Below are 24,952 nucleotides of genomic sequence, written 5' to 3'. Positions count from 1 at the left end.
AACATCCCTACTTTTCAATTTTTAAATGTGTATGTTTCTTATTAGACTTAGCTAGACCTATTGTAATTGGTAACCCAAGTACTAAAAATACAATAACATCCGCAATTGTTGCTCCTAATACTTGTATAAAAATTTTGTCAAACGGTTCTCCCATCACAATAATATCGAATGCACCAGCAAATATAATAGCAATGACAATACCAAGTAACCCCGCAATAGCTAAATAAGAAATATTCGCCTTATTATACGTCCCGTTTTTCACACTAAAGCCAACTCTTTTTTGAATGAGTCCCATTGCAAAGCCGATAATGCCTGAACTAATAACCCATCCCCACCAAATACCCCAACCAGCGATTGTATCCGTTACGGTATGACCGATAAGTCCTATTAGCAGTCCTGCCACTGGGCCAAATAACGCTCCAAAAACAGTTAAAACAGCTAATGCAGGTTTAATAAATGTATTTGGTGCAATAGAAAATCCCCAAAGTCCTAATATGCCGTATAATGCTGCTCCAATTCCGATTGCCACTACTAACTTCGTTGATAATTTGTTCATTACAATTCCCCTCTCATATTAGTCAACTTTAATTACTCTATATTTATTTTAAAATTGAATTATGCATCGACACTCCCTTTCTATACAACAAAAAATGACCCCTTATATAATAGGTCATTTTCTTTCACGTTCAAGAATCCTCTTATCTTCCAAAAAACACATCGTGTCCTCTGCGGAATTAGCACCTTCCTATAAATGTACATAGGGGTTGCTGAGGTTTCATAGGGCCGTTCCCTCCACCTCTCTGGATAAGTATTAATTTGTAATTCGTATTATGGCACTAAGAAGAATAAATTTCAATACTTTTCTAATTATTTTTATTTTTTGTTAAATGATACATTTAAATCATTGTATTCTTATCGGAATTATGAAATAATGAACTCAAAATTGTTTCGGGAGGAATGTATGATGAAAGTAATTGGTTTAATTGGTGGACTAAGTTGGGAATCTACATCGTTATACTATAAACATATTAATACACTTACACTCTCTCAATACGATCAAAATGCAAAGCTTGTTTTATATAGCATGGATTTTGGTGAGGTAACTACCTTACTACAAAATCATCAATATGAAGAAGTGAAAAACGAATTAGTCACCGTTGCAAAAAAGGTTGAAAATTCCGGGGCTGAATGTTTATTAATGTGTTCCAATACGGTCCATTTATTTGCTGAAGAAGTAGAACAGGCAATATCAATACCACTCCTTCACATCGGTGATGTAAGTGCAAAAAAAATGGTAGAACAGAATATAAAACGTATTGGACTATTAGGAACAAGACAAACGATGGAACAAGACTTCTATAAATCTCGTCTAGCGAATTATAACATTGAGACAATCATCCCAATTAAAGAAGAAAGAGATTTTATACATCATGTTATTTTAAATGAATTAAGTAAAGGAATTATTTCAGAATCATCAAAAGAAAAGCTATTACAAATTGCAAAATCATTAATTCAAAATGGTGCAGAAGGCATATTACTAGGGTGTACTGAAATTCCTTTGCTTATTTCTCAAAACGACCTTACTGTACCTGTTTTTGATACTGCTTTAATACACGCAAATACTGCTGTGCAGTTTGCAGGATAATAATATAAAAGCATAAAGGTTAAGCCTCTATGCTTTTATATTGTCCAAACTATTTATTTAAAAGAGCTTTAATAACTTCGATTGCTTCTTTTGAACCACCGCATTCTAAAAAACTATCATTCAGTTTTCGTATACCATGTTTATACTTTTCATTTGAAAGAACGTCTATTACCGCTTCATTTAGAGTTTGCACATTAACATGCTCTTTCAATAATCTATGTGCTGCTTCCAGCTCAGTTAATCTTTGTGCTATCATTGGTTGGTCTTTATCATGTGGAATTATGACAAATGGGACATTAAAATAAATAGCATCGTGCACACTATTCATGCCGCCATGTGTAATAAAAACATCTGCTTCACTTAATATTTCTGATTGGGGTACGTATGAAGCAATTATAAAATTGTCTGGCGCTTTCTTAATTTTAGAACGATCATTTCTATCACCAATTGCCATTACAACTATTCCATCAAAATCTGAAAAAGTATCAATGCAAGTATTAAAAAATGGTTCGAGTCCTTCAAGCAGTGTTCCCATTGAGATATAAATAACTTTCTTATTTTTAAGTAATTCAAGTGGAAACTCTACATTAGTTTTTCGCTTTGAAATACTCGGTCCAATAAAAATGTTATTTTCTCCGAACGCATCGCTATTAGGTTGAAAATAACGACTTGTGTACACGAGAGAAATATCACCCTTATTATGCATAAATTGAAGATTATTTTTGGGCTTTACTCCAAATTCGTGTTCTATTTGATATAATAACTTTTCAGAAAGTTCATCAGGTTGAAATTGTATTTCTGCATTTGGATGAAAAGGTAAAGTTTCCAAAAATTCTGGAGGAATTAAAAATATAGGAGAAGAAACTACGCCAGGAATTTGTAAATACTCCTTTACTAACTCTCCAGCACCAAATATATCATAAATTACGAAATCAAAATTTATTCTTTCACATAATTGTTTTGTAATTTTCAATATATATAAAGAAGTTTGAACATGTACATGAAAGAAAGAATTCAGCCCAGATGAAGTTTCATTATCAATAGAAATCTCCTTTAATAAATCTGGATGAGTATATACAGTCGCTCCCAAATCTTCAATTCTACCTTTAAAGTGTTCTGTTGTAATATAATGTACATGATCCCCCCGTTCAGTAAAGGCATTGACTAAACCCAATGTAGGATTTACATGTCCTTCTGCTGGAAAATTAACCACTAAAATATTTAGCACTTATTTCTCACTCCTTACATTTCAATACTCTTATTAATCATACTGTAAATATTACCGTCAATCTTCACCTAATAGTCCTAATATGCTTGCTACTTAAGGTTGATAAATAATTGTCAGTTAATAACAAAAAAAGCATCTACATAAGTAGATGCCTAACCGTGATAAGGAGTGTTCTGTGAGGATAGAATAAGCTTTTCAGCTTGTCCTATGCTATCAATATATGATTTATTTTATAAAAGGTGAATAATTGATAGAATTATTTCACCCATTTTATTCACTAAAATAGATAATATACTATTTCTACTTTACCTATTATACCTCGTTTCTAATTTATTCCTATGAAAAAACGCCTCTAGTTCACATGATTGCTAGAGACGCTTCGTACATTTTAATTCTCTTTAGGATCATCTATTTTTGGCGATTCTCCACTTAAACGCTTGTTTTTCAATTCGAAATAAGCATCTAAAACTTCTTTTCCAATATCAGAGTTAATGCCAGATTTATCATTAATAACCCATGGTACAACAACAGAGAACGCTACTTCTGGATTATCATATGGCGCATATCCTGCTAACGTTAAATTATAACATTCCCTTCTCTCGCCTTTTTCATTTCTTCCGATATCACTTTCACCACCGTAAACTGTCTGTGCTGTCCCTGTTTTACCTGCTGGTTTATACGATGCTTTTTGGAACGCCCTTACCCCAGTTCCATCACCTTCTTGGAATACCTTTCTAAATCCTTCCTTTACTTGATTTATATATTCCTCTTTCATATCTATTTTATTTAAAACGATTGGCTCTACTGAATGTACTACTTTACCAATTTCATCTTTTTGCGACGTTTGCTCTCTTACCTCTTGAACAATTTGCGGCTTCATTCGATATCCACCGTTTGCGATAGTTGAAATATACTGTACAAGCTGAAGCGGTGTATACGTGTCATATTGACCAATTGAGTAGTCTAATAAGAAACCTGGTTGGTTATCTTTTTTACCAATTTGTCCAGCTGTTTCATTTGGTAAATCGATACCCGTTGGAACACCTAATCCAAATTGCCTAAAATAATACCTCATTTTATCAAAGTACTCCTGTTTTATATTTAATGAGCTATTTTTCACATAATCCACACCTGCAATTTTTAATGCTGTATGAAACATATAAACGTTTGAAGAAACTTGTAACGCTCTTAAATCATCAATATTTCCGAACTCTTTCCAAGACTTTTTTTCCTTAGTTCCCTTAAACTTCATTGGTGCATCATAAAAATAAGTACCTGGTGTTATAGCTTTCGTTTCAAATCCAGTTAAAACTGTCGCACCTTTCACTGTTGATCCAAGCTCGTACGAACTAGTCATTGTGCCTAATGCGTAGTCTTCAACTTCTGTTTTCCCATCTTTTTCTACAAGTCTTTTCCCAGCCATTGATAATACTTGTCCGTTTTTCGGATTTATCATTACAACGAAAGCACGGTCCAACATCGATTCTGAACCTTTATATGCTTTTAATATTTTTTCAATACTTTCTTCTACTTTTTTCTGCAGCTCCATATCTATTGTTAAAGTTAAGTTCTTACCGCTTTTCCCCTCAGAAACTGTTTCCGTTCTAATTGTATTATCTTGTTTATCAGCAACGCTTCTTACTTCTCTTTTTGCCCCATGAAGTACATCTTCATATTGCTGCTCGATATAACTTTTTCCAACCCTATCATTTCGACTATAATCACGTACCAAGTAGTAATCTAATCGTTCACTTGGTAATCCTTCATCAGAATTAGAAACATTTCCAAGAACGGATCGGAATAATCCATCATTTACATACACTCTTTCCCAATCAACCGATACGTCTACTCCTGGAAGATTCGCTAAACCTTCACTAATTATAGTAAATTCCTTTTCACTAACATCTTTTTTAATAATTTGAGGAGCCATTTGATAGCCTGCAGTCATCTTACTTTTAATAGCTAACACTTTTATATCTTTATCTGTTAATTCCTGAAGATTTTTATTTGTAACTCGTTTTCTTTTTAACTCTTCTATTTTTTTATTTAGCTTCTTACCGCTAATATCCTTCTCTCTAAATGTATCTATTTCTTTTTTTGATACTAGATTTTCAGCCAGTTTCGGATTTGATTGCATCCAAAAATCTTTCTTATCTGTCTCAGTTAACTTAGTAATATCTTCTTGCGGCATTTCAATTATATCTGCAAGTTGTCTTGCAGTTTTTAATATATCTTCTGATTTTACACCTTTCATCTTTGTGTACGTGACCGTTCGTAAAGATTTATTATCAACAACCGGATTTCCTTCACGATCAAATATTTTCCCGCGCGGGACGGAAAGACTCACAGTTGCATTTTCTCTCTTTTCTACTTCATTTTTATACGTCTCTCCATCGAGAATTTGCACTTTCCCTAACTGTATAATCATTGCAGAAAATAATAAAAATACACAAAGAAATAAAATGTTTAACCGCTTCGGTATTGCTCTACCACTTTTTTTCTCTTGCTTATTCACTTTGTCATAATCTCCTCCTTACAGTATTCCTCATAATAATAGAATCTATATATTAAAAGTAATGCACATTTTCTATACAGTACTTTATACAAATATTAATATACCGATAAAAACTTAATAGAAATTAAAACAAAGGTAAAGAAAAGGTAAAGTTTACTAAATTAAATATAAAAATCCCCAATGAAAAAGTTTAGCTTTTTTTCATTGGGGATTTAATCATTTATTTAAGAATGAATGCTAGAACGTATCGATATACATCTATCATCACAATTTGATAGATGTTCTTTACTCTGAACTTTCGGCAAGTAAATCGTTACTGTTGTCCCGACACCAACCTCACTCATAATACTTATATTTCCTTGATGGCTTTCAATAATTTTATAACTTAACATTAATCCAATACCGGTACCTTTTTCTTTCGTACTATAAAAAGGCTCACCTAATCTCTTAATTCTTTCTTCAGGTATTCCTATTCCTTCATCAATTACATGAATAATGACACCATCATCGTTTATTTCTTTTATGTGGATTGTAATTTTCCCACCATTTGGCATAGCTTCGATAGAATTTTGCAAAATATTAATAAACACTTGTTTCAATTGATTTTCTGAGCATTCAATACTTATATCGTTGGATTCTGCATATAATTCGACTTGAATATTTGTCATAATTGCTTTTGTATTCATTAACGATACGACATTTTTATAAATTTGATAAATATTTTTTTGTTCTGTATTCATTTCATCTGTTTTAGCAATTGACAAAAATTCTTGGAGGATCGACTCTATTCTTTCAATTTCCGAAAGCATTAGATCAAAATATTTTTCTTGATCCTCTTTATTAATTTGGAATAACTGTATAAACCCTTTAATGACTGTTAATGGATTCCGCACTTCATGAGCTACACCCGCTGCTAATTGACCGATTGCTGCAAGTGTGTCTGATTTATTTAGTAATTCTTCTGTCTTTTTCCGATCTGTAATATCACGTACAATGATCATTATTTTATCATGTAATAATGGTAAGCATCTAGCTTCAAAGAAATCAATACTCCCATTAATTGTAAGTGGATATTCCACAATTACATTCGTTCCTTTTTCCTTCACTTGATGAATTGCTTCCTGAAACTGCTGTGCTACTGGAGAAGGTAATACTTCGAAAAACTTTTTTCCCATAAAAGCTTCTGCCGGTACGTAAAATTTCGAAGGGGATCCTGCTTTATAATCTATAATTGTGCCATCATCTTCTGTTAAAAAACATAAATCTGGTAAAGCCTTAAAAATTAATTCCAATTCAGACGTTTGTTGTTTTAACTGCTCTTCTATCGCTTTTAAATGTGTAATATCTACACCGACAGCCCAGTAGCTATACCCCGTTACAGGAAACTGTTCCGATATATTGGACCACATGATTGTTTTAATTTCACCATTTTTACATGTTAAGTGCATTTCCCAATCTCTGAAATTTTTTCCACAAGTTAAAAATTTCGTTTGTATTTGGTGACGATAATTATGATCTGGGTACAATAATTGAAGGGCATTTGGATTTCCTATTATTTCTTCAGCGGTATAACCTGTTACAATTTCACACTCCCGATTCCACAAAACAAAATCTCCATTATAATCAAGCGCATCAACCATAACAGGCATGTTTTGTAAAATCGTATGTAGTTCCTCCTCTTTTCGAGTAAACAACATTGTATTTTTACTTTGAAATACATTTGTTGCTCCATCAATAATTAGATTTGAAAGCATTTCAAAGTATTTTTGACAATTGTAAATTTCGCTTTTGTTGGACCATACTACAAAAGATCCTAAATGTTGATTGTATAAAAAAATGGGGATTTCAATTTTGGGAAGTTTACATATTTTCGTCTCATTTATTCCAAAAGAAAATATACATTCTTTTTCAGCATCAAGAAGTTGATGTGATATGTTGGTTAATTTATAAAACTGTTCTGCCATGGTTTCTATTGTACTCACATCAATAAGTTCCATTAGCCGCGCATTCATTCCTTTTTCACCTCAATATGTAAAATTAATACAAATTCAAAATTTATACTTCTCCATTATACGAAGAATGTGCCTTTAGGTATATAGTTGTAGAATAATTATTCGAACAAATTTTATTTTTCAATTAAAAACAGAAAAGAATTCGCATGAAAAATGAACTTTTAATCCATTTGTATTTACTCATCTCATACATGGTTTTCATATGAGAGTAATACATATCATCTTTAGTTGTATAAAAATACAAAAAAATATAAAGTTCATAAAATTTTCACAATTAACATGAAAAATATAAACATTTATTCCAATATATTCTATATAATAAAAAGTAATAAGGCTTCTATGAATCTCATAGAATACCTTACCCCTAATAAAAAGAAAAAAAGAATCTATTTGGATTCTTTTTTTCTTTTTATATTACATTACATATTTATTTAAGGCATGTGCAACACCGTGTTCTTCATTTGATAAGGTTTCGTATTGACACATCGCTTTTATTTCTTCCACTGCATTCCCCATTGCAATTGATATATTCGCTTTTTCCATCATGGAAACATCGTTTAGCCCATCACCAATCGCTACAGTATTTTCGACTGGAATATTCAGATGTTCTGCTAAAGTATATAAGCCATTTCCTTTTTGGGCATCACGATGATTAATCTCTAAATTATGCCAATATGAAGATGTAATTGCTAAATCAGTATTATGCAGAAACGCTGCTTTTAACTTTTTTAATTTTTCTATGTCATAAGAAAATGGTAAAAGTTTATGCACATGTATATCAGTTTCTACAATTGGTTTACAACTTTCTGCACTATGAAATGCTGTATGTTCAAGATATAATGCTGCAATCGTTTCTAACTCTTTCACATCAAAACTTTCTTTTGAATTCTTCACATATTCGATCTCATTACGCACACTCTCTACGCCATAATCTGGTACATATACACCTTTATTAGTATAAAGCTGATAATATAAGCCATTCTCTTCAAGATAGTCTACAATCTCAAGTGCCTGCATATTTTCAATTGGATATCTCTTCATCATTTTTTTATCTTTATATATAAGCGCACCATTTTCCGCAATAATTGGACAGTCTAAATTAACTTCTAACAACAATCTTTCAATATCAACGATAGAACGTCCTGTACAAATTGCTACAACATGGCCAGCTTCCTGGCATTTTCGAATTGCATCTGCATTCTCTTTACTAATCAGTTTATTCCCTGAAAGAAGAGTTCCATCTAAATCAATTGCGATTAATTTCATTATTTCTTCACCACTTTCTTTAAATACACGAGTTCAATTAAACAAAAGGTATCGTTTTCATAATGATCTCGTGAAGTACTCCTTATTTATAATTTATGAAAAGCGTTTCAGGTCAAGAAATAATTATAAATAAAATCCAAAGCTTTTGCTTTGGATTTTAAACTATGAATTATAACTAATATATTTTGTCTCACACATGTATACATTTTTTTCTTCAGTTGGGACATATACTTTAAACTTTTCTAAACGTTTTCCGTAAATATGAATCGTGACAACGCTTTCGTTTTCAGCTATTTCAAGAATATGACAATCTGCTGGTGGAATGACTGTATCTGTTTCTCCTTCTCCCAAATAAAGATTTCCTGTATGCGTTAAATAAACAAGTGAATTTTCAATCTGCTTAGTTTGTATAAAATTCTGCACCATTATCCTTCCTGTAAAAACACCTTCTACTCCCCATGTACCATCATGATCATGTAAAGGTGTAGATTGTCCATCTTTCCATACAAGAGCTAATACTTCAAACCGCTTTAAAGGATCTTCATATAATAGGTGTCGTGCATATTGAGCCGAATTCGCCTTCTGTTTTTCTAGTGGAAGCCATGTTTTCTTTTCTAAAAGTTCTTCTAGTAATTTTTCAATCGCACAAACAATTTGATCTTCTAACAAATTACTATCCATTAAATCCGTTACAGCTTTAATAAATGTTTGAAACGTTTTACTTCCATTACACGTTAACATAAGCATCCTCCTCTACTCTTTTCACACACTTCCATATTAAATAGGTCACCAAAAATTTACAATTGAGAAATAAAAAAACAAGGTACAATAATTTTGCACCTTGTTGATTAGGTTATTGAGTTGTCAAGCGAATAGGTAAGAATTTCAAAGTTTGTTCATTAAACTCTTCAACGATATTAACCTCACTATATTTCCCGATATGTTGTACAAGTTCATTTGCGATAGACTGATATGTAAATATAATAAAAAACGAATGATTAATAGAAATATTCTACGCCACTCATTTTTTATCGGACTTCTTTTTACTGTACTTTTATTTTCTTTATGAGTTATTAGAAAAATAATTGTCTATATAAGTCTTTATTTTTTCAAAATTCTTTTCCATAAATAAGATTGCTGGTACTTCAATTATTGGAAGATTATTTTCATTATCAAAAGGTGGACACGGTTTGGGAACTACCAAATAGTCAACTGAGTTTTTATCCCTAATATAATTAATTGAAACATCATAATACTTAGAAAAATATCCCTTCAAATCATCCTGATTCCTTAAAAATGGTAGAGAAAATATTGAACCATAATTTATACCAGCGTCGACAATTAATACAAAGCATATTTTTTTCATGATACACCCTCCTCGTATAATAAGTTTTAAGTTAATAACTGTTCCTTGAAAATTAAATAGTTTTTATCTTCAAGAGCTACATCAAAAAAAATGATGTATGGGGAAAATTTAGTCTTGGATAAGGTAACACTGATAAAAACAGGTTTCCTTTTTCTTTATATTCAATTAAATCATATCATTATTTTACATGAATTTCCAGAATTTGTTTTTTTATTTTATTGGTAAACTTATACTTAGCATGAATTGGAGGGATATATATGATAGATTATAGAATAATTTCAAGAGAAAACTATTCAAATAAGATTGGAGAGCTTGTAACAATGCTTGAACATAAAAGAGATGTTACATTGAGCGAAATCTCCAATTTAAACCAAAGTGATTTAGATTTCTTACCAAACGGTAGTTCAAACACTATTGGTACTCTCTTATCACATATTGCAGCGATGGAGTTTGTTCATCAAGTTATCTCGTTTGAAAAAGAGATTTAACTGAAAGTGAATATCTAAAGTGGCGAATTATTACAGAAGTCATTGAATTTAGTAAATCACGTATTGAACATGAATTGCTCTGGATTACATCACTTATGAAGAAAATATGAAAAAATAAAAAAAAGTTAAAAACAATGAATGAAAATGAGATTTATTATCAATACTATAATTAATAAAAGGGCAACCACGATTTGGCTACCCTTCAAAATTTTATATTTCTGGATCGAAAGTTTTGCAATCTGTTTCTTCAGTAGTTGATGCATGTTTCCCTTTATTACTTACTACATAAATTGCATCTGCACTACATTTATTGCCGTTAGCCCAAAATTTACAGTTGTTTACTTCACATAAAACGTCTTGTGCCATAGTATCACACCTCCTTGTTCTATTATCATTAACAAAATTCGGAGGTATGATACTCTTTAGACTGCATTTTTTATTCCCTTTTTAGCTTTCTTAATGATTCAATATCTCCTTGTACAATCGCATCTATATTTTCAGTTATTTTTTTAATGTCAAAATGCCACCATTGAATTTGCAACAATTCTTCTATTATTGTATTTATAAATCGGTCCTTTATTTTATTTGCAGGGTTACCACCGACAATTGTATATGGTGCGACGTTTCTAGTCACAACAGATTTAGCTGCAATAATTGCACCATCCCCTATTTTTATTCCGGGCATAATCGTTGTATCCATACCTATCCAAACGTCATTTCCTATAACTGTATCACCTTTGTAGGGCAAATCAGACAAATTAGGTGTATACTTCTCCCACCCATTTCCAAATATATTAAATGGATATGCCGAAAATCCATCCATCCGATGATTCGCTCCGTTCATAATAAAGGTAACTCCATTTGCAATACAACAAAACTTTCCAATGGTAAGGCGATCTCCAAGAAATTCATAATGATGTAATACACGATCTTCAAATGTTTCTCCATCTTTCGCATCATAATAAGAATAGTCACCAACTAGTATATTAGCTTTTGTTACTGTATTTTTTATAAAATGGACATTTTGATTTCCTTCAATAGGATATTTAACATTTGGATTAGGATTCATGTTGCGCAGCACCTCCTTTATCATTTATTTCACTTTCTACTGTTATTACTGGTTTTAAATTATATATAGGTAAAATACATAATAATCCAATTATAAAAAGTAAAGCTGTACCTTCATACATCGTACTTAATGAGAACATCGCCTTCAATGAGCCCGCAATACTCATCGTTACTACCATTGATCCTGTAAATAATGGACTTAAAATACCGTTTACCCTTCCAATAAAATCTGTATCGCTATTTTGAATAATGAGCGTATTAATGCCTATTTGGATACATGGGAGAGCTAAACCACTAAAAAGTTGTGCTGTAAGTGTCACCCATAAATTTGTCGAATAACCAATAATACCAATGCCAATCGCCTGACCGAGCATCCCTACAATTAACATCTTTTGCGGTGCAACATTTTTCGCAAATACCATTGCTAAAGCACCGCCAACAATCATTCCTGCACCATTTACTGTTAGTAACCATTGTAAACTCTCTTTTGATAGCCCTAACTGCTCAGTTACAATAAATATACCCAGAGGCTGAATTAAACCGATACCCAGTCCTGCTGCCATAAAACAAAGCCCTAGCAAAGTTAATGCTTTTTTCTTTTTTACATATTTAATACCGTCTAGCATTTCCTGTAATAGCGTGATTTCTTTCTTCTCATTATCGTTCTCAAGATCTTTCGGAAGAAATAACAACACTGCTGCTGCAAGTAAAAAAGCGATACCTGTTATGATGATTGAAATATAAATTCCAAAACTATGAAAAATAAACGTTCCTAGTATTGGCCCTAACACCATAAAAATCGCAAATATTGTTTGATATATAGACATCGCCAATTGGATTTGTTCCGCCGATAAATGTTGTTTAAACAACTTCATACCCGATGGTTGAGAAAACTGCGAAAGGATTGCAGAAATAAGCGTGACAAAAAATACGATTTTCCATGTTCCAAACATAAGTGTAATTAATACAGCGAATACTGAAATAGAACTTAACGTTTCACACCATATCATTGTCTTCTTTGGCTTCCACCTATCAGCAAACGTTCCACCAATGAATGAGAAAATAAAAATGGGAGCAAATTCAGCTACTGAAATCATTGAAATAGCAAAAGCATCACCTTTCGTCATTTCCATTACATACAGTAATACGGCAAAGTTTCGAACCCATATTCCAATTTGTAAAAATAATGCTGAAGCTAAAATTCCCTGTACAAATCTATTTTTCAATACTTGTGATACCCCATTATTTTGTTTCGTTACTACATTTTTCGACATAAAAAGGCCTCCTATTTCGTGTTCTGAACAGGAGGCAGCACAAATCATATAAAAAGACTATATATTCGCAGAGCGAAATACATCCCTTTTCTATACATGTACAGACTAACCCTATTCAGAAGAATATTTCGTTTTTTAACGAAGATCTCTTACAAATAGAATTAGTTGATCATTGGGATGTTTTCACCCTTCCGTTTCGAATTTAAATAACACATACATACTCTATGTAAATCATTTTCTATGTATGCATGTCTAAAAATAAATATTCTAGAATGTTAATGGTAATTCCTCTAAAGAACGCATTAAATAATTCCCCTGCCATTTAACATCTTCACGATTCCCTTTTATTTGTAATTCAGGCATCCGATTAATCAAAGTAGTAATAGCAATCTTCGCCTCCAACCTAGCAAGTGGGGCGCCTAAGCAGAAATGGCTACCATGTCCAAAGGCAATGTGACGATTATTCTCCCGAGTAATATCAAATACTTCTGGGTTTTCAAATACTGTTTCATCGCGGTTTGCCGAAGCTAATGCAATGACAACCATATCCCCTTTTTGGATTGTTTGTTCGTGAATTTGAAAAGGTTCAGCTGCCCATCTTGCAGTTGTAACCTCAACTGGAGAATAATAACGCAATCCTTCTTCAATTGCAGAATCGATTAATTTTGGGTTATCTTTTAACAACTGTAATTGATTTGGATTTTCAAGAAGTGCTAATACCGTATTCGTAATTAAATTCACTGTTGTCTCATGTCCTGCTACGATTAATAGCATTATCATTGAATATAGCTCTGGAGCACTAAGTTTATGTCCTTCATTTTCTGCAAGTATTAGCGCGCTAACCAAATCTTCTTTTGGATCTTTTCGTTTTACATCAACTATATATTGAAGATATGTAATAAACTCAGATAGTTGTTTTTCGGTTTCTTTTATTTCTTCAGGTGTTTCTGGCGATGCAATAACAGCATGAGACCAAATTCTAAATTTCGCTTGATCTTCTTTTGGAATACCAAGCATTTCACTTATTACAATAATCGGTAAAGGGAACGAATAATCATCCACTAGATTTAATGTACCTTTTCGCTCTATCTCACTTATTAAATCATCCGCTATTCTCTGAATTCTTCCGTCTAATTGTGTAATCATCTTCGGTGTAAAAGCTTTTTGAACTAAAGATCGTAAACGACTGTGATTAGGTGGATCTGAATTTAACATGTGAGTTGTTAAATGATCACTATTGTCAACGGAAAGATACATGTTCGTTGTATCTTGAGGAAACACATTTGTCATATCTTTTTTCAAACGATTATCTTTTAAAAGTGGCAGAGCATCTTCATATCTTGTAATGAGCCATTCTTTACCGAGTTCAACTTCATTTACAAATAATATAGGTTGTATTTTTCGCGATTCTTTATAAATTTCATAAGCATCTTCTTTAAACTGCGCTGAAGCTAAATTAATACCATCCTCTATTCTTTGCCCAACTTTGTTTTTCATTGACATTGTATCCCCTCACTCTCATTTTTTTGAAAACGAACCAACAGTTGCATTATACTCTAATAAAAACGTGAAAATTGTAAATTTTTAATCAAAATCTTACTTCTTATATTGAAAAATAAAAAAGTGAGAGAGTAAAATCCTTCTACTCTCTCACTCTTATTTACGCAAAACACATGAAATTACTAATTTGTTGATAGCGATAACTTACTTTACGACGGCGACCACCTTGCCAAGTGTAACCTGAAACCCCATTTCTCCTCACTTCAGTCGGGAAGAACCATAAGTCCCTTCCGAAAGGTCCAGGACGATGCAAACGTAAATAGCCCCATCTTCCTAGACAGTTACACATCCAGGATTTCATATTTCCTGGCTGTGCTGGCGAAGCAAATGTCGATGGTAACGATGGAGCTTGAGATGGTGGTGGTGACGTTGGAGCATCTTCCGCATCATCTGGTCTATAATCTTCTTGTTCCATATCTCTCACTTCATTTACAGGTTCATACCCGTAGTTTTGTGGATTATAATACATCCCTTGATCATATGGATAATTTTGCTGGTTATACATATTAACAAATCACCTACTTTTCATTCAGTACCTTTAACATTCATATGTGATAAGCCCTCTATAGGAAGCTTATTTATAGCCTAAATTCATAAAAAATGTTGTAAAATACAAATAGAATAGATCTAAAATAAATCTCTCCTATTTGTACTAAGCAAAGCACATATAATTACTAATTTGTTTATAATGGTAAGTTACCTTAAAACGACTACCATTTTGCCAAGTATATCCTGATACATCACACCGCCGAACTTCTGTTGGGAAAAACCATAAATCTCTCCCAAAAGTACCAGGTATATATAACCTTAAATAGCCCCATCTTCCTAAACAATTGCACATCCACAATCTCATTTGGCCTGTTGTTATAGAATTAGCAAATGTAGAGGGTACATTGGGAGGGCTAGATGGAGGTAGTAACTTTGGTGCATCATCTGATTGACATGAACAAGACTGATTGTTCAATGAACGATTCCTCCTAATTATTAGTAAACTCTATATAATATATGAGCTTTCTTTTTATATGAAACTTCCAAAAAGGAAAAATTTCTCTATTATCCCCAACAAAAATCCCCTTCTAATTATTTATTAGAAAGGGATTTTTGTTTAATTGCTATTTCAACTTCACACTATAAAAACGCATTTCATTTAACGAACCTTCAAATTCAAAAACTTCTTTTTTTATTAATTCCTTTAAGCGATATTCTAAAAATGTATCGCCAACTGATTGCTCTACAAGACCAAGTACCTCACCAATTACTCTAGGAGCTTTTAGGAACTCACGATCAGCACCTGCACTTTTCGCACATTCAATCATAAATTGATCAAAATAATCTTCTTGTACAGAATGCACTTCATTTTCTTTCCAAACTCTTAAAAACTCCGTACTTTTCGATAGACTATCCCACTCATGTTCAAACTGCATACGTTTCTCTACAGTTAAATATAGCAATTCTACAAAACTTTTTTGAATTAGAGCTAAACTTTCAGGTGCTAACTCTCCAGTTCCACGAATATCATATTCTTGTTTTAATATTTCTTTACTTGCTTCAGACGTATTCATAACGCGAATGTTTTTCTTATCTTTTAATTGTGCAATTACAAAACTTAAGCCTACATGTTCATGTGCATTATCTGCCTTCCAAATGGTAATTGGTGTTTCATTTGGAATTGAATGTAGAACTTCTAAAGTTTCCTTAAATTTTGGTAAATACTCTTCTTCAAAATAACAATCATAAGAAGTTAAGTTATTTAATAACCACTCTTTTCTTGCTAATTGACCTTCATTTGTATGTAATTGATGAACAGGCCCAATTGAAAAGAATTCAGAGAATGAAACTACACTCTCCTCAAGTAATCCTTCCTGTTTCAACATATATTTTAAACAACCAGCTGTTGAATCATCAAAGGCGATATGAATGTGTATACTTTCTCTTACGTTCTTTTCCTGAGTCGCATGACTTGTCAATTGCTTAGGAATACTCGTTAAATTTTTTATCATATCTTCGTTATAATTCCCGTCTAATACATCTAATTGTATTAGAATACTTTGAAGTAAATGCTTTGCTTCCTCTTCATACATATCCTCTACAACATTTTTGATTTTCTCTATCACACAAATCCCTCTATTCATTTCTAAAATAACGTAGATTATAGTGTATCATTTTAGTATCGTTCTTTAAAAGTTTTTTAAAGTAAAAGCATTTATTATTCAGATTGCTACAGGTATCTATTTTTCCGCCAAAACCTCTCCCTACAATTCTTAATTGTTAAATATCCCTTTGTAAATCTTATTATTAAAATGTATAATTATATAGAAAACAAAAAATACAGGAGCTATATATATATGGATAAAGTATTCACTACTTATAAACATTATCTAAAAAATTGGAGGTTTATATTTATTTGTATATTACCTACCATCGCCTTATTATATGTTTTCGATGTCATCTTTGAATTACTATTTCATCAAGATTTCTATTTATCTAACTTAATTTTTGCTATTATATTATTTTTAATATTTATTAACATCAAAGATATGTTTAAAATTGAAAGTTAAAGAACGGGATAAAAAAAGAGCACCCTGCAATTGGATGCTCTCATGTGATAGAGGTTTTTTCTGAGTATTAAGTAGGACACGAAGGTCTTGTCCTACAATATAATCTATGCTTGTACTTATTTTATTGTGCATCTATTACACATCAAATGTATGCGTATTGCTAAAAATTTTGCTCATATATTCATTGTACAATTATCATATTTATAAATAAAAAAACATCCCTATGGATGTTTTTTATGTACCGATTTTTAAGCTTCCATAAATTTAGCCGGTACACCAATTTTTTCAACTACAGAAGATATATTAGTAGGATTAATCATTACATTTTCAATACTAACTAATTTATTTTCTAATAGTCCATTCTCTGTAGTAATAAGTTCTTCAAACCGATCTAGAGTCATCGAGAATTTGTGTTCGCTTCCACCATTCATACTTACTTTTACATACTTCATAGTGTCACCGCCTTTCATAATAATCTATATTTCGATAAGAAGACGCTTACATCCTTTTTATTTACTACTAGATTTCTCACTTTTACTCCTTGCTAATTCACGTTTATTTTAAAGAAAGCAGGTACTATTTTCTGTTCACGATATTATTGCTAGTAAGAATGATAAAGATAAAAATGCACAAAGTGGTATATATAAAACAGTATCCATTTTAGCAAATTGCGTATCTTTTTTTCGCTTAAAGATACCAAAATAATGAAACTCACCAATCACTCTTATTAAAAACACAATCATACAAATCCAGGATCCTATTTGAACAATAATATTAGGAAATGCAAAATGAACAACATTGGTTTGTTGTAATAAAATTATTGCTGCCATACTTAATAATAACGCAATGAACAATGTCATTCCTGTACCTGGTATAAACGCCTTTTCTCCAGATTTTGTTGGAATGACACTATTTGTCGCCCACTTACCTCCGAAAGCCCAGTAAACATGTAAAAAACTAACTAAAAATAATATACAGACCGAAATGGATGTAATAATAAGCATTTTATCCTCCCATTATTTTATTTAAGTCCTCAACTTTAGAGTATGCTACAATTTCCACATTAGTAATCTATAAATCACATAAAAAACCCCTTTAATGATACATCATTAAAGGGGTTACTGAAATATTTTATACATTATACCTATTCCTACGACGTTCCATCCTCGTTTGTCCTTGAGCAGTACCTTCTTTATATTGTTGTATTTGCTCTTTCATTTCATATGTTGCAGCTGAAGCTGGTTCTTCGTAATTATGCTCACGAATGTTTTCTGGCGTTTTTCGTTTTGATGCTTTTCCACCAAACTTAAATAATTTTATCTTTACTTTCGGTAATTTTGGAAGAGGAATCTTAAATGATAATTTTTTGCGTTTCTTTTTTTGTTGAAATAGATTTATATTTTCTTTATTTTCATCCTGCTCATTACGATGTAATAACATCGCAAGTAATCCACCTACTATTAGTCCTCCAACTAACAATAGAAGGTATAAGTAATGACCTGTCATTAAAATTGACATACGTTCAAGTATAACTAACGACTGTACTTCTTTAATATCCCATAGTAAAGCCGCCCATAATGAGAATAAGCCTAAAGTAAGTCCATATGTACGAAAACGAAATAAACATGGAATTAAAGCGATACAAGCGGCAATTTTCGCATTCGCTATTATGGAACTTATTGAAATATCTTGATGCCAAATGACTAACAGTAGTGTTATGAATGGCGCGTACGCTATCCAACTACATATACGTGAATATATTTTTTTCGCGAAATAACTACCGAAACTAGTAAAAAATAAAAGGCCTCCAATATATAAAGATTGTTCTAGTGGGATTTGCTTCATAATTCCTGCAACTGGAAAGAGGCCGCTTAATAGCATTAATAGCACATCTAATTTCTTCACAATTCCTCATTCCTTTCAAATTTCTTTTGAATCAATTCATATAGCTTTCTTAAATGATGCAGTTTTTTATTTCTAAAAAATATCTTAATCCTGTATGTAAATAAAGTAAATACGTAAAAGAGAAGATACATGACAAAAGATATCCTTATTTACATGAAAAAATGACAAATCCTGACCGATATAATGAGCAAGATTTGTCTATTATTATTTACAGCAGAATAATTGAATCTTTCTTTTCTCCTTTTATTATATCTACATCCAATTCATCATCAAACTCTTTAAACTCTCTTGCATCTATATCCGTCATATCGCGAATATTTTTATAAGCAATTCGTATAAGTGTGATCTCTTTAATTAAAGCTGTTTTAAAGAAGACATATCAGCGATAATTTATGTCTATTCTGTATAAGTGTTAGTAAGTTCGTTTGCAAACTTGTTAGCACTTTTTTATTTTCTTCTGTTAAAAATCTTCATTGTATTTTTTCTTTTACACATCAATCAAACTTCCACTATGACCAAAATCATTAATTAAAGAAAAAATAATAATAGTCGCGTTCATAACTTGCAAATTTCAAAAAATTCTTCTTAGGCTGTAAAATTCGTGCTTTGTTGGTACTCCCCCTTGCCCACCAACCTAAGAAAAGCAAATACCCCAAAACGAGAAAATTGAGCTGAATTCTCATAAATAACTGTAAAAAGCTAAAATTTTGTTATAAGGGTCTCAAAATCTTAGCTTGATAGCAATGGGGTCTTCTCCCTATTAAGTAGACAATAAGAAAAAGACTAAATTACCAGTGTATTTCGATATTCGATCGAAACACACTGGTTTGATTCCTTATTAATGTGGAACAAATTTATTACTTAGATTGTCTATTAAGTGTATTCCTAAAAATATAGGCAAACAGCATAAGGGGGATTTCTGCTGAAAATTAATGTGATAAGAACAATATTTGAAGTTAGGTTATCAAAAGAAAAGGCTTCAAATATTTAATAAAAATTTAAAGTTTACCCTACTTTTTATTTTAATAGTTCCTTATATCCTATATGTATATGTGTACATCTCTCGCACTACACTCTTTATGAACAGCAAAATTTACAATTTACAAGGAGTAGACTTTATGAATAAGAGAATCAAAGAATTAGAATCCCAAGTTGTTAGAAAAGTAATCCCAGGCTATGCAAGATTTATCAATGGACTAGGCGAAATATCTAAAGTAGGTGTAAAATGAATTTTATCAATAAACGAGAAAAGAAATTTACTAAACGACAAGTTATATTATTTATATTAATTATAGGATATTATTCCCTTTTAATGATAGCTACCACATTTGGGCGTTCAGCTGAGAATATCTTTGTAAGAACTATTGATTTCGATGTACTAAGCCAGTATCAACAAGCATGGAATCAATTTTCATTTAATTCTTTTTTTCATATATTTGTTAATATAGGTATGCTGTTTCCGTTAGGGATTTTATTACCTTTATTTAATGAAGTTTTTTTAAAAGTAAAATGGATGTTAATCAGTTCAATTACAACATCTTTATTTATTGAAACTCTTCAATTTATAACACTTCGTGGAAGTGCGGAACTAGACGATTTACTTCATAATACTATTGGAATGATGCTAGGGTATTGTATATTCAATATAGTTCTTATTCTTCTCAAAAAAAAGGAATCACACACATATATAGTCAAATATTTAATCTTACCAGCTGCTGTAAGCTTCTTCGCACTTGGAATAATTATTTCGTATGAAATGAAGGAATTTGGTAATATGCCATTTGATCCTTACAGAAAAACAGATATGTCTCATGTCTCTATAAAAGCATCACTAGAGTTAAGCGATGAAGGTAAAAAAATGCCTGTTTACGATTCTAAAGGTGAAAAAGTGCGAGACGTCAAAATTATTTCTCCAAAAGAAGCATTTCAAAAGCTGAAACAAGGAGATATTTATCCTATGGGAGCTTTCGGAGCGGGTGAAGAATTTGAAGGTGAGACTTTAGTCATTACGGAATATAATTTAGAACGCGTCACGGATACAAAAGGTTTTTCTCAACCAGTATATATCTTTCGCGTACAGTTAAAAGATCATGACGTAGTTCTAACGAGTCCACCTATTTCCGCAAGGAGATAATGTGAATTTTCATTTTATACGCATATAATCATAAAGTGAACTTCCCCCCGATTGTTAGACACAGGGCAGTACCACACACCCATCGACTTAAGTTTTTGTTGCATCCCCAAGTGTAAAAAAACGTTATTTTCTAAAGTTAATGAATTCCAAAAGCTTAATTTGTTTTTTTCGTTATTTCTCAGTTACTTAATTTTCAAAAAAAGACTATCTTCTGGCTTGTGCACAGGGATAGTCTTTTTAATTATTAATTAGTTAGAACAGCCTTTACAAACGGTGAGAGCTTATCTTCATAGATGCCTTAGCCTTCAAAACTATATTTTTGATGAACTAGAATTGTTTTCTAAAAAGTTGCAACGATATATGTCACCTTAGAAGGACTGTTATTTTTTATTTCGCTATTAAATACTTGCAATCACATAAACCTTCACAAAAACATCATACATTCTCGCTAACTCTTCCAGCTTCTTTTCTCTGTATTTTGTAACCGTAAAAAAATAAATCTTCTTATTACTGCGATGGTTTGATTAATAACATGCACATAAATGTTCAACATATAGAGCCAATGCTAAAAACTATTTATTGTACAGATGCATTTGGACTAAATCCGGAAATTAAACTCAATGAATTAATTAATATCCATTAAAAAAGAGCTGTCCCAGAAGTCGGTGACACCGACTTCTGAGTAGCCCTTTTAAATGCCCCATGCAAAGGGAACATTTAAATCATTTATAAGTAACTTTTAGTATTTTCGTTTTCCAAGAAAAGCATATATATCATTGCCATCCCTATAAGTTTCAACTTTGCGACCATCTAATTCTATTGTTCGAGAGCTTGCAGTAGGATTTTTCATTATATTGTACAGATAATCTCCTTTAGTTGGTAGTAGGGTTTTTAAGATTTTTTTCACAGGCTCATTTAATACAGGGTCATCACTATACATAAATATTTTATATGCTCTGTCATCGTTAGAAGAGAATTCAAAAGACATAAGGTTATCATAGTTTTTATTATATCTGTAGTTATATTGGGTTTTTTCAAATCCATAATCAATCAGTATATTCTGAATTTCTTTATAATTTTGCTCATCCCCATCTTTCTCAGGAATAGACTCAGGAACAAAGTTAGGGTTTACAAAAATTGCATTATACATAAATTTTGCAAATTGTTCCCTTGTTACACTCATTTCTCCGCCATATTGATAGTTTCCAATTCCATTTGTGATGCCATTACTATACAATGAACGAACAGAGTCTGTTGCCCAATGATTATTTGAAACATCATAGAAAAGGTCGTTTGTTTTTACAGCTAAGTGAAAAGCTTTTTGTAAGATAACAGCCATTTCGTATCGAGTTAATGTATCATCGGGTCTGAATTTGTCAGTGCTGTCTCCTGTCATGATCCCTGCTTGAGCAACTGCTTTAATACTGTTTTCAAACATATGCCCATGAATATCAGAGAAATTTTTGATTGTAGATCCATTATTTTCTAGTTTTAGGTATCTTGAAATAATCGCAGATACTTGTCCACGAGTTACATTGTCTCCAAAACCAAATTTCCCGTTGCCATAACCACTTATTACCTTTTTATCTGCTAAGTAGTTGATAGAACTTTCAGACCAATGCCCACTTGGTACATCAGTGAAATCTGCAGTTTGTGCATGAGCATTCGTTGCACCGAATAGTGTGGCGGTAATTAAGCCTGTTACAAGTACATGTTTAAAATTCATTATGATTCCTCCTATGTATATAACTCTCACTTATATCCGTTGTTTTTAAGTGATTATCATTTTTTGTTATATTAATATATAATAATTATATAAAAAACGTCAACTGCTTTCGTACTACAACGGATATTATGGTATCAGCAGTTAAAAATAATCCTGCAAATAAAAGACCGACTCATACGAGTTAGTCTTTTATTCATTTTGACTAAACGTTATCTCTTAGATCTTTATAGAAATACCGCTAATTGTTCACGCGTTACTGTACCATCTGAATTAAAGTTATTATTACCTACACCACCAGTAAATCTACTTTATTTAATTAATATTTAATGGTAATATATAAATAAAAAAATATAAAGAGGTGTTTTTAGTGAAAAAAGCAAGTCTGTTACTAACTACTTTTGTAATGATTCTGTCATTTTTTATTCCTAATCTTGCAAGTGCTAAATCATTCCCAGATGTACAAACTACTAATTGGGCGTACAAAGAAATTAACTATTTAACTGAAAGAGGAATTATTAATGGTACTCCAGAGGGTTATTTCAAACCTAGTGATAATGTAACTCGTGGTCAAATGGCTGTAATGTTAGATAGAGCATTAGATTTAAAAATGCCATATAACTATAAGGACACATTCCAGGATATCCCGGTATATTCCTATTACTATGATGCTGCGCATAAATTGATGCATTACGGCTACATAGCTAATTCTTTTAATTTCTTTGGTGAACGAGAATTAACACGCGCAGAGATGGCTGTAGCACTCGTTAAGGCTTTTGATTTAAAATCAACTGGCGCACACGTTAGATTTAAAGATGTTTCACCTACTCAATATTGGTCATATGACTATATTGTCATTTTAGCTCAAAATAATATTACTGTTGGATTCCCGGATGGTACATTTGCGCCTACAGCCAAAGTTACTCGTGAACAGTTTGCTGCATTCTTAACACGTGTGCAAGAACCAAATTTCCGTCCAACTCGTAATTAATGGCCATTATTAAATAAACGCCCCCAAAAAGGTCTGCTCTAGTCTGAGCAGACCTTTTTTACCCTACATTACATACACATAGGCTTTATTTACAATTATGCAGATTTTATTTCACATAAATATTATTATACTAATCTAAAATTTCCATATTTACATTTTTTTCTTTTTATCTCATAATTTAAATTGGAAAAGGGAGGAAAAAAATGGTTCAAATCAAAGTAACACCTGAAATGCTAGAAGAAGTGGCTAATCGTACAAATAATACCAGAATCGCATTAGAATCTATACATAATAATTTATGTAATGAAATAGATCAATTGTGTTTTCAATGGATTGGTGCCTCTAATCAACAGTTCATTTAAATGTTCAATGATGCGAGACCAAAAGCTTTTACATCTATTAATTCACTTGTAAAAGTAGAAGAAGACTTGAAACGGATTGCTGAAAAATTCCGCAATGCAGATAATCAAGATGTTACAATGGAAGAAGGTGCAATGTGTGGTAAACCTTCCTCTGAAGAAAAAGGTTTTGATGGCGGTAAACTAGCTCGAGATATAGCTGGTGAAATAAGTGGTGAGTATGATATTAAAAGAGCGTGGGATGGTGTTGATCCATCTACTGGTGAAAAACTATCAACCTGGGATAGAATCTTTGCGGGTGGGATGGCAGTAGCTGGTCTTACACCAGTTGGGAAACTTGCTAAAGTGGGTAAAGGCGTTAAGATGACGCATGCTGCAATAGAAAGTAAAAACCTTTTACGAGGAGAAGATTACTTAAAAGCAGCAACAAGACCAAATGGTATCGGTAAACCACATATTGGTGAGAACGGAAACTTAATCCCAGCAAATAAAGAAGGAATGTATAAAGGCCGACAAGTAACTGTAACTGAACATATCTTAGGTGGATATCGCAGAGGAGCAAAACATAATAGTCCTTATACTAGTTTCTCGATAAAACCTGAGGTTGCAAGTAATTATGGTAAAAATATTATTGATATTGATTTACCTGCTCTAAGAAAGGGAATTAGGGAAGGTGAAGTAAAAGATGTTGCTATTTTAAGCCCTAAGAAAATAGAGCGTTTAATAAAACAAGATTCCGCAACTACAGATCACTGGAAAAATCTCGCTTTAAATTGGACTAAAAGAGATACTGAATACCTTATTAGAGGAGAAATTCCTGGTAAATATTTTAACATTAAGAAATGAGAGGGATATTCGCT

At 31.9% G+C, this 24,952-nt stretch carries 21 protein-coding genes, 6 pseudogenes and 1 riboswitch; of the genes and pseudogenes, 8 read left to right on the top strand and 19 right to left on the bottom strand.

Features of this window, described 5'->3' with window-relative positions; translation table 11 throughout:
- Positions 1–7: 7 nt before the first annotated feature.
- Complete coding sequence (locus BAQ44_RS19840; RefSeq protein ID WP_071723179.1) at positions 8–556, bottom strand: ECF-type riboflavin transporter substrate-binding protein; 549 nt, start codon at positions 554–556, stop codon at positions 8–10.
- A 139-nt stretch (positions 557–695) separates the two neighbouring features.
- Positions 696–811: riboswitch (SAM riboswitch) on the bottom strand.
- A gap of 150 nt (positions 812–961) precedes the next feature.
- Between BAQ44_RS19840 and BAQ44_RS19835 the strand changes: the two genes are divergently transcribed.
- Complete coding sequence (locus BAQ44_RS19835; protein WP_116758395.1) at positions 962–1,645, top strand: aspartate/glutamate racemase family protein; 684 nt, start codon at positions 962–964, stop codon at positions 1,643–1,645.
- 49 nt (positions 1,646–1,694) lie between these two features.
- On the opposite strand, the gene BAQ44_RS19830 is transcribed toward BAQ44_RS19835, so the two are convergent.
- The 6 genes from BAQ44_RS19830 to BAQ44_RS19805 form a co-directional block, all read right to left on the bottom strand.
- The gene (locus tag BAQ44_RS19830) at positions 1,695–2,873 is read right to left on the bottom strand and encodes a macrolide family glycosyltransferase (RefSeq protein ID WP_063262049.1); all 1,179 of its coding nucleotides are present in this window, start codon (positions 2,871–2,873) and stop codon (positions 1,695–1,697) included.
- 388 nt (positions 2,874–3,261) lie between these two features.
- Positions 3,262–5,388 (bottom strand): peptidoglycan D,D-transpeptidase FtsI family protein, encoded by a 2,127-nt coding sequence (locus BAQ44_RS19825; RefSeq protein ID WP_071723177.1) that lies wholly within the window; start codon positions 5,386–5,388, stop codon positions 3,262–3,264.
- A 224-nt stretch (positions 5,389–5,612) separates the two neighbouring features.
- Positions 5,613–7,400 carry a PAS domain-containing sensor histidine kinase gene (locus BAQ44_RS19820; protein ID WP_071723175.1) on the bottom strand — a complete coding sequence of 596 codons (1,788 nt, stop codon included), beginning with the start codon at positions 7,398–7,400 and terminating at the stop codon, positions 5,613–5,615.
- A gap of 414 nt (positions 7,401–7,814) precedes the next feature.
- Positions 7,815–8,666, bottom strand: coding sequence for a Cof-type HAD-IIB family hydrolase (locus BAQ44_RS19815; RefSeq protein WP_063262052.1), 852 nt, complete (start codon positions 8,664–8,666; stop codon positions 7,815–7,817).
- A gap of 162 nt (positions 8,667–8,828) precedes the next feature.
- Positions 8,829–9,407 carry a cysteine dioxygenase family protein gene (locus BAQ44_RS19810; RefSeq protein WP_071723173.1) on the bottom strand — a complete coding sequence of 193 codons (579 nt, stop codon included), beginning with the start codon at positions 9,405–9,407 and terminating at the stop codon, positions 8,829–8,831.
- A 322-nt stretch (positions 9,408–9,729) separates the two neighbouring features.
- A complete protein-coding gene (locus BAQ44_RS19805; protein ID WP_063262054.1) occupies positions 9,730–10,032 on the bottom strand; it encodes a hypothetical protein in 303 nt (100 codons plus the stop codon).
- A 257-nt stretch (positions 10,033–10,289) separates the two neighbouring features.
- Between BAQ44_RS19805 and BAQ44_RS30485 the strand changes: the two genes are divergently transcribed.
- Positions 10,290–10,520, top strand: coding sequence for a DUF664 domain-containing protein (locus BAQ44_RS30485; protein WP_249024750.1), 231 nt, complete (start codon positions 10,290–10,292; stop codon positions 10,518–10,520).
- 29 nt (positions 10,521–10,549) lie between these two features.
- A pseudogene (locus BAQ44_RS30480) lies at positions 10,550–10,630 on the top strand (PadR family transcriptional regulator); the annotation flags it as partial.
- A gap of 100 nt (positions 10,631–10,730) precedes the next feature.
- Here BAQ44_RS30480 and BAQ44_RS19795 read toward each other — a convergent pair.
- From BAQ44_RS19795 to BAQ44_RS19760, 7 genes and pseudogenes are all read right to left on the bottom strand, one after another.
- On the bottom strand, positions 10,731–10,886 hold the full coding sequence (locus BAQ44_RS19795; RefSeq protein ID WP_000046092.1) for a DUF1540 domain-containing protein: 156 nt from the start codon (positions 10,884–10,886) through the stop codon (positions 10,731–10,733).
- 70 nt (positions 10,887–10,956) lie between these two features.
- Positions 10,957–11,589, bottom strand: coding sequence for a Vat family streptogramin A O-acetyltransferase (locus BAQ44_RS19790; RefSeq protein WP_061678516.1), 633 nt, complete (start codon positions 11,587–11,589; stop codon positions 10,957–10,959).
- Positions 11,579–12,862, bottom strand: coding sequence for an MFS transporter (locus BAQ44_RS19785; protein WP_071723171.1), 1,284 nt, complete (start codon positions 12,860–12,862; stop codon positions 11,579–11,581). Before BAQ44_RS19785 ends, BAQ44_RS19790 begins: the two co-directional genes overlap by 11 nt.
- Positions 12,863–13,129: 267 nt before the next feature.
- Entirely contained in the window at positions 13,130–14,365 is a 1,236-nt protein-coding gene (locus tag BAQ44_RS19775) for a cytochrome P450 family protein (protein WP_061678514.1), read from the bottom strand.
- 157 nt (positions 14,366–14,522) lie between these two features.
- Positions 14,523–14,927, bottom strand: coding sequence for a hypothetical protein (locus BAQ44_RS19770; protein WP_071723169.1), 405 nt, complete (start codon positions 14,925–14,927; stop codon positions 14,523–14,525).
- A gap of 147 nt (positions 14,928–15,074) precedes the next feature.
- Positions 15,075–15,359 (bottom strand): annotated as a pseudogene (locus BAQ44_RS31470) (hypothetical protein); the annotation flags it as partial.
- A gap of 175 nt (positions 15,360–15,534) precedes the next feature.
- The gene (locus tag BAQ44_RS19760) at positions 15,535–16,536 is read right to left on the bottom strand and encodes a DUF1835 domain-containing protein (RefSeq protein WP_071723165.1); all 1,002 of its coding nucleotides are present in this window, start codon (positions 16,534–16,536) and stop codon (positions 15,535–15,537) included.
- A gap of 231 nt (positions 16,537–16,767) precedes the next feature.
- Here BAQ44_RS19760 and BAQ44_RS19755 point away from each other — a divergent pair, with 231 nt between their 5' ends.
- Positions 16,768–16,980: a hypothetical protein gene (locus BAQ44_RS19755; RefSeq protein ID WP_071723163.1), complete on the top strand. Its 213-nt coding sequence runs from the start codon at positions 16,768–16,770 to the stop codon at positions 16,978–16,980.
- A 248-nt stretch (positions 16,981–17,228) separates the two neighbouring features.
- Here the strand turns inward: BAQ44_RS19755 and BAQ44_RS19750 are convergent, their stop codons facing one another.
- The 3 genes from BAQ44_RS19750 to BAQ44_RS19740 all read right to left on the bottom strand — a co-directional run bounded on the left by BAQ44_RS19750 (position 17,229) and on the right by BAQ44_RS19740 (position 18,885).
- Positions 17,229–17,432, bottom strand: coding sequence for a hypothetical protein (locus tag BAQ44_RS19750; protein WP_061678510.1), 204 nt, complete (start codon positions 17,430–17,432; stop codon positions 17,229–17,231).
- A gap of 135 nt (positions 17,433–17,567) precedes the next feature.
- Complete coding sequence (locus BAQ44_RS19745; RefSeq protein ID WP_071723161.1) at positions 17,568–17,984, bottom strand: DUF3995 domain-containing protein; 417 nt, start codon at positions 17,982–17,984, stop codon at positions 17,568–17,570.
- A gap of 127 nt (positions 17,985–18,111) precedes the next feature.
- On the bottom strand, positions 18,112–18,885 hold the full coding sequence (locus BAQ44_RS19740; protein ID WP_071723159.1) for a DUF3959 family protein: 774 nt from the start codon (positions 18,883–18,885) through the stop codon (positions 18,112–18,114).
- Between the two features lie 1,225 nt (positions 18,886–20,110).
- Here BAQ44_RS19740 and BAQ44_RS19735 point away from each other — a divergent pair.
- On the top strand, positions 20,111–21,019 hold the full coding sequence (locus BAQ44_RS19735) for a VanZ family protein (RefSeq protein WP_071723157.1): 909 nt from the start codon (positions 20,111–20,113) through the stop codon (positions 21,017–21,019).
- Between the two features lie 398 nt (positions 21,020–21,417).
- On the opposite strand, the pseudogene BAQ44_RS31845 reads toward BAQ44_RS19735, so the two are convergent.
- A pseudogene (locus BAQ44_RS31845) lies at positions 21,418–21,519 on the bottom strand (replication-relaxation family protein); the annotation flags it as partial.
- Between the two features lie 2 nt (positions 21,520–21,521).
- Here BAQ44_RS31845 and BAQ44_RS31465 point away from each other — a divergent pair.
- Positions 21,522–21,662 (top strand): annotated as a pseudogene (locus BAQ44_RS31465) (YolD-like family protein); the annotation flags it as partial.
- A gap of 96 nt (positions 21,663–21,758) precedes the next feature.
- Here the strand turns inward: BAQ44_RS31465 and BAQ44_RS19725 are convergent.
- Entirely contained in the window at positions 21,759–22,745 is a 987-nt protein-coding gene (locus tag BAQ44_RS19725; RefSeq protein WP_071723155.1) for an S-layer homology domain-containing protein, read from the bottom strand.
- A 367-nt stretch (positions 22,746–23,112) separates the two neighbouring features.
- Between BAQ44_RS19725 and BAQ44_RS29875 the strand changes: the two are divergent.
- Both BAQ44_RS29875 and BAQ44_RS19710 read left to right on the top strand, forming a co-directional pair.
- Positions 23,113–23,721 (top strand): annotated as a pseudogene (locus tag BAQ44_RS29875) (S-layer homology domain-containing protein); the annotation flags it as partial.
- Positions 23,722–23,936: 215 nt separating this feature from the next.
- Positions 23,937–24,938 (top strand): annotated as a pseudogene (locus BAQ44_RS19710) (WXG100 family type VII secretion target).
- Positions 24,939–24,952: the final 14 nt, after the last annotated feature.

The organism is Bacillus mobilis, assembly GCF_001884045.1.
GTDB lineage: Bacteria > Bacillota > Bacilli > Bacillales > Bacillaceae_G > Bacillus_A > Bacillus_A mobilis.
The sequence above is the reverse complement of the archived record's forward strand: the minus strand, read 5'-3'. Positions and strand labels throughout refer to the sequence as shown.

Coding starts and splice junctions, on each gene's coding strand:
- BAQ44_RS19785 (WP_071723171.1), bottom strand. CDS start 12,862: ATGTCGAAAAATGTAGTAACGAAACAAAATAATGGGGTATCACAAGTA.
- BAQ44_RS19840 (WP_071723179.1), bottom strand. CDS start 556: ATGAACAAATTATCAACGAAGTTAGTAGTGGCAATCGGAATTGGAGCA.
- BAQ44_RS19725 (WP_071723155.1), bottom strand. CDS start 22,745: ATGAATTTTAAACATGTACTTGTAACAGGCTTAATTACCGCCACACTA.
- BAQ44_RS30485 (WP_249024750.1), top strand. CDS start 10,290: ATGATAGATTATAGAATAATTTCAAGAGAAAACTATTCAAATAAGATT.
- BAQ44_RS19755 (WP_071723163.1), top strand. CDS start 16,768: ATGGATAAAGTATTCACTACTTATAAACATTATCTAAAAAATTGGAGG.
- BAQ44_RS19835 (WP_116758395.1), top strand. CDS start 962: ATGATGAAAGTAATTGGTTTAATTGGTGGACTAAGTTGGGAATCTACA.
- BAQ44_RS19770 (WP_071723169.1), bottom strand. CDS start 14,927: ATGTATAACCAGCAAAATTATCCATATGATCAAGGGATGTATTATAAT.
- BAQ44_RS19750 (WP_061678510.1), bottom strand. CDS start 17,432: ATGAAGTATGTAAAAGTAAGTATGAATGGTGGAAGCGAACACAAATTC.
- BAQ44_RS19745 (WP_071723161.1), bottom strand. CDS start 17,984: ATGCTTATTATTACATCCATTTCGGTCTGTATATTATTTTTAGTTAGT.
- BAQ44_RS19735 (WP_071723157.1), top strand. CDS start 20,111: ATGAATTTTATCAATAAACGAGAAAAGAAATTTACTAAACGACAAGTT.
- BAQ44_RS19820 (WP_071723175.1), bottom strand. CDS start 7,400: ATGAATGCGCGGCTAATGGAACTTATTGATGTGAGTACAATAGAAACC.
- BAQ44_RS19795 (WP_000046092.1), bottom strand. CDS start 10,886: ATGGCACAAGACGTTTTATGTGAAGTAAACAACTGTAAATTTTGGGCT.
- BAQ44_RS19810 (WP_071723173.1), bottom strand. CDS start 9,407: ATGTTAACGTGTAATGGAAGTAAAACGTTTCAAACATTTATTAAAGCT.
- BAQ44_RS19775 (WP_061678514.1), bottom strand. CDS start 14,365: ATGTCAATGAAAAACAAAGTTGGGCAAAGAATAGAGGATGGTATTAAT.
- BAQ44_RS19805 (WP_063262054.1), bottom strand. CDS start 10,032: ATGAAAAAAATATGCTTTGTATTAATTGTCGACGCTGGTATAAATTAT.
- BAQ44_RS19790 (WP_061678516.1), bottom strand. CDS start 11,589: ATGAATCCTAATCCAAATGTTAAATATCCTATTGAAGGAAATCAAAAT.
- BAQ44_RS19815 (WP_063262052.1), bottom strand. CDS start 8,666: ATGAAATTAATCGCAATTGATTTAGATGGAACTCTTCTTTCAGGGAAT.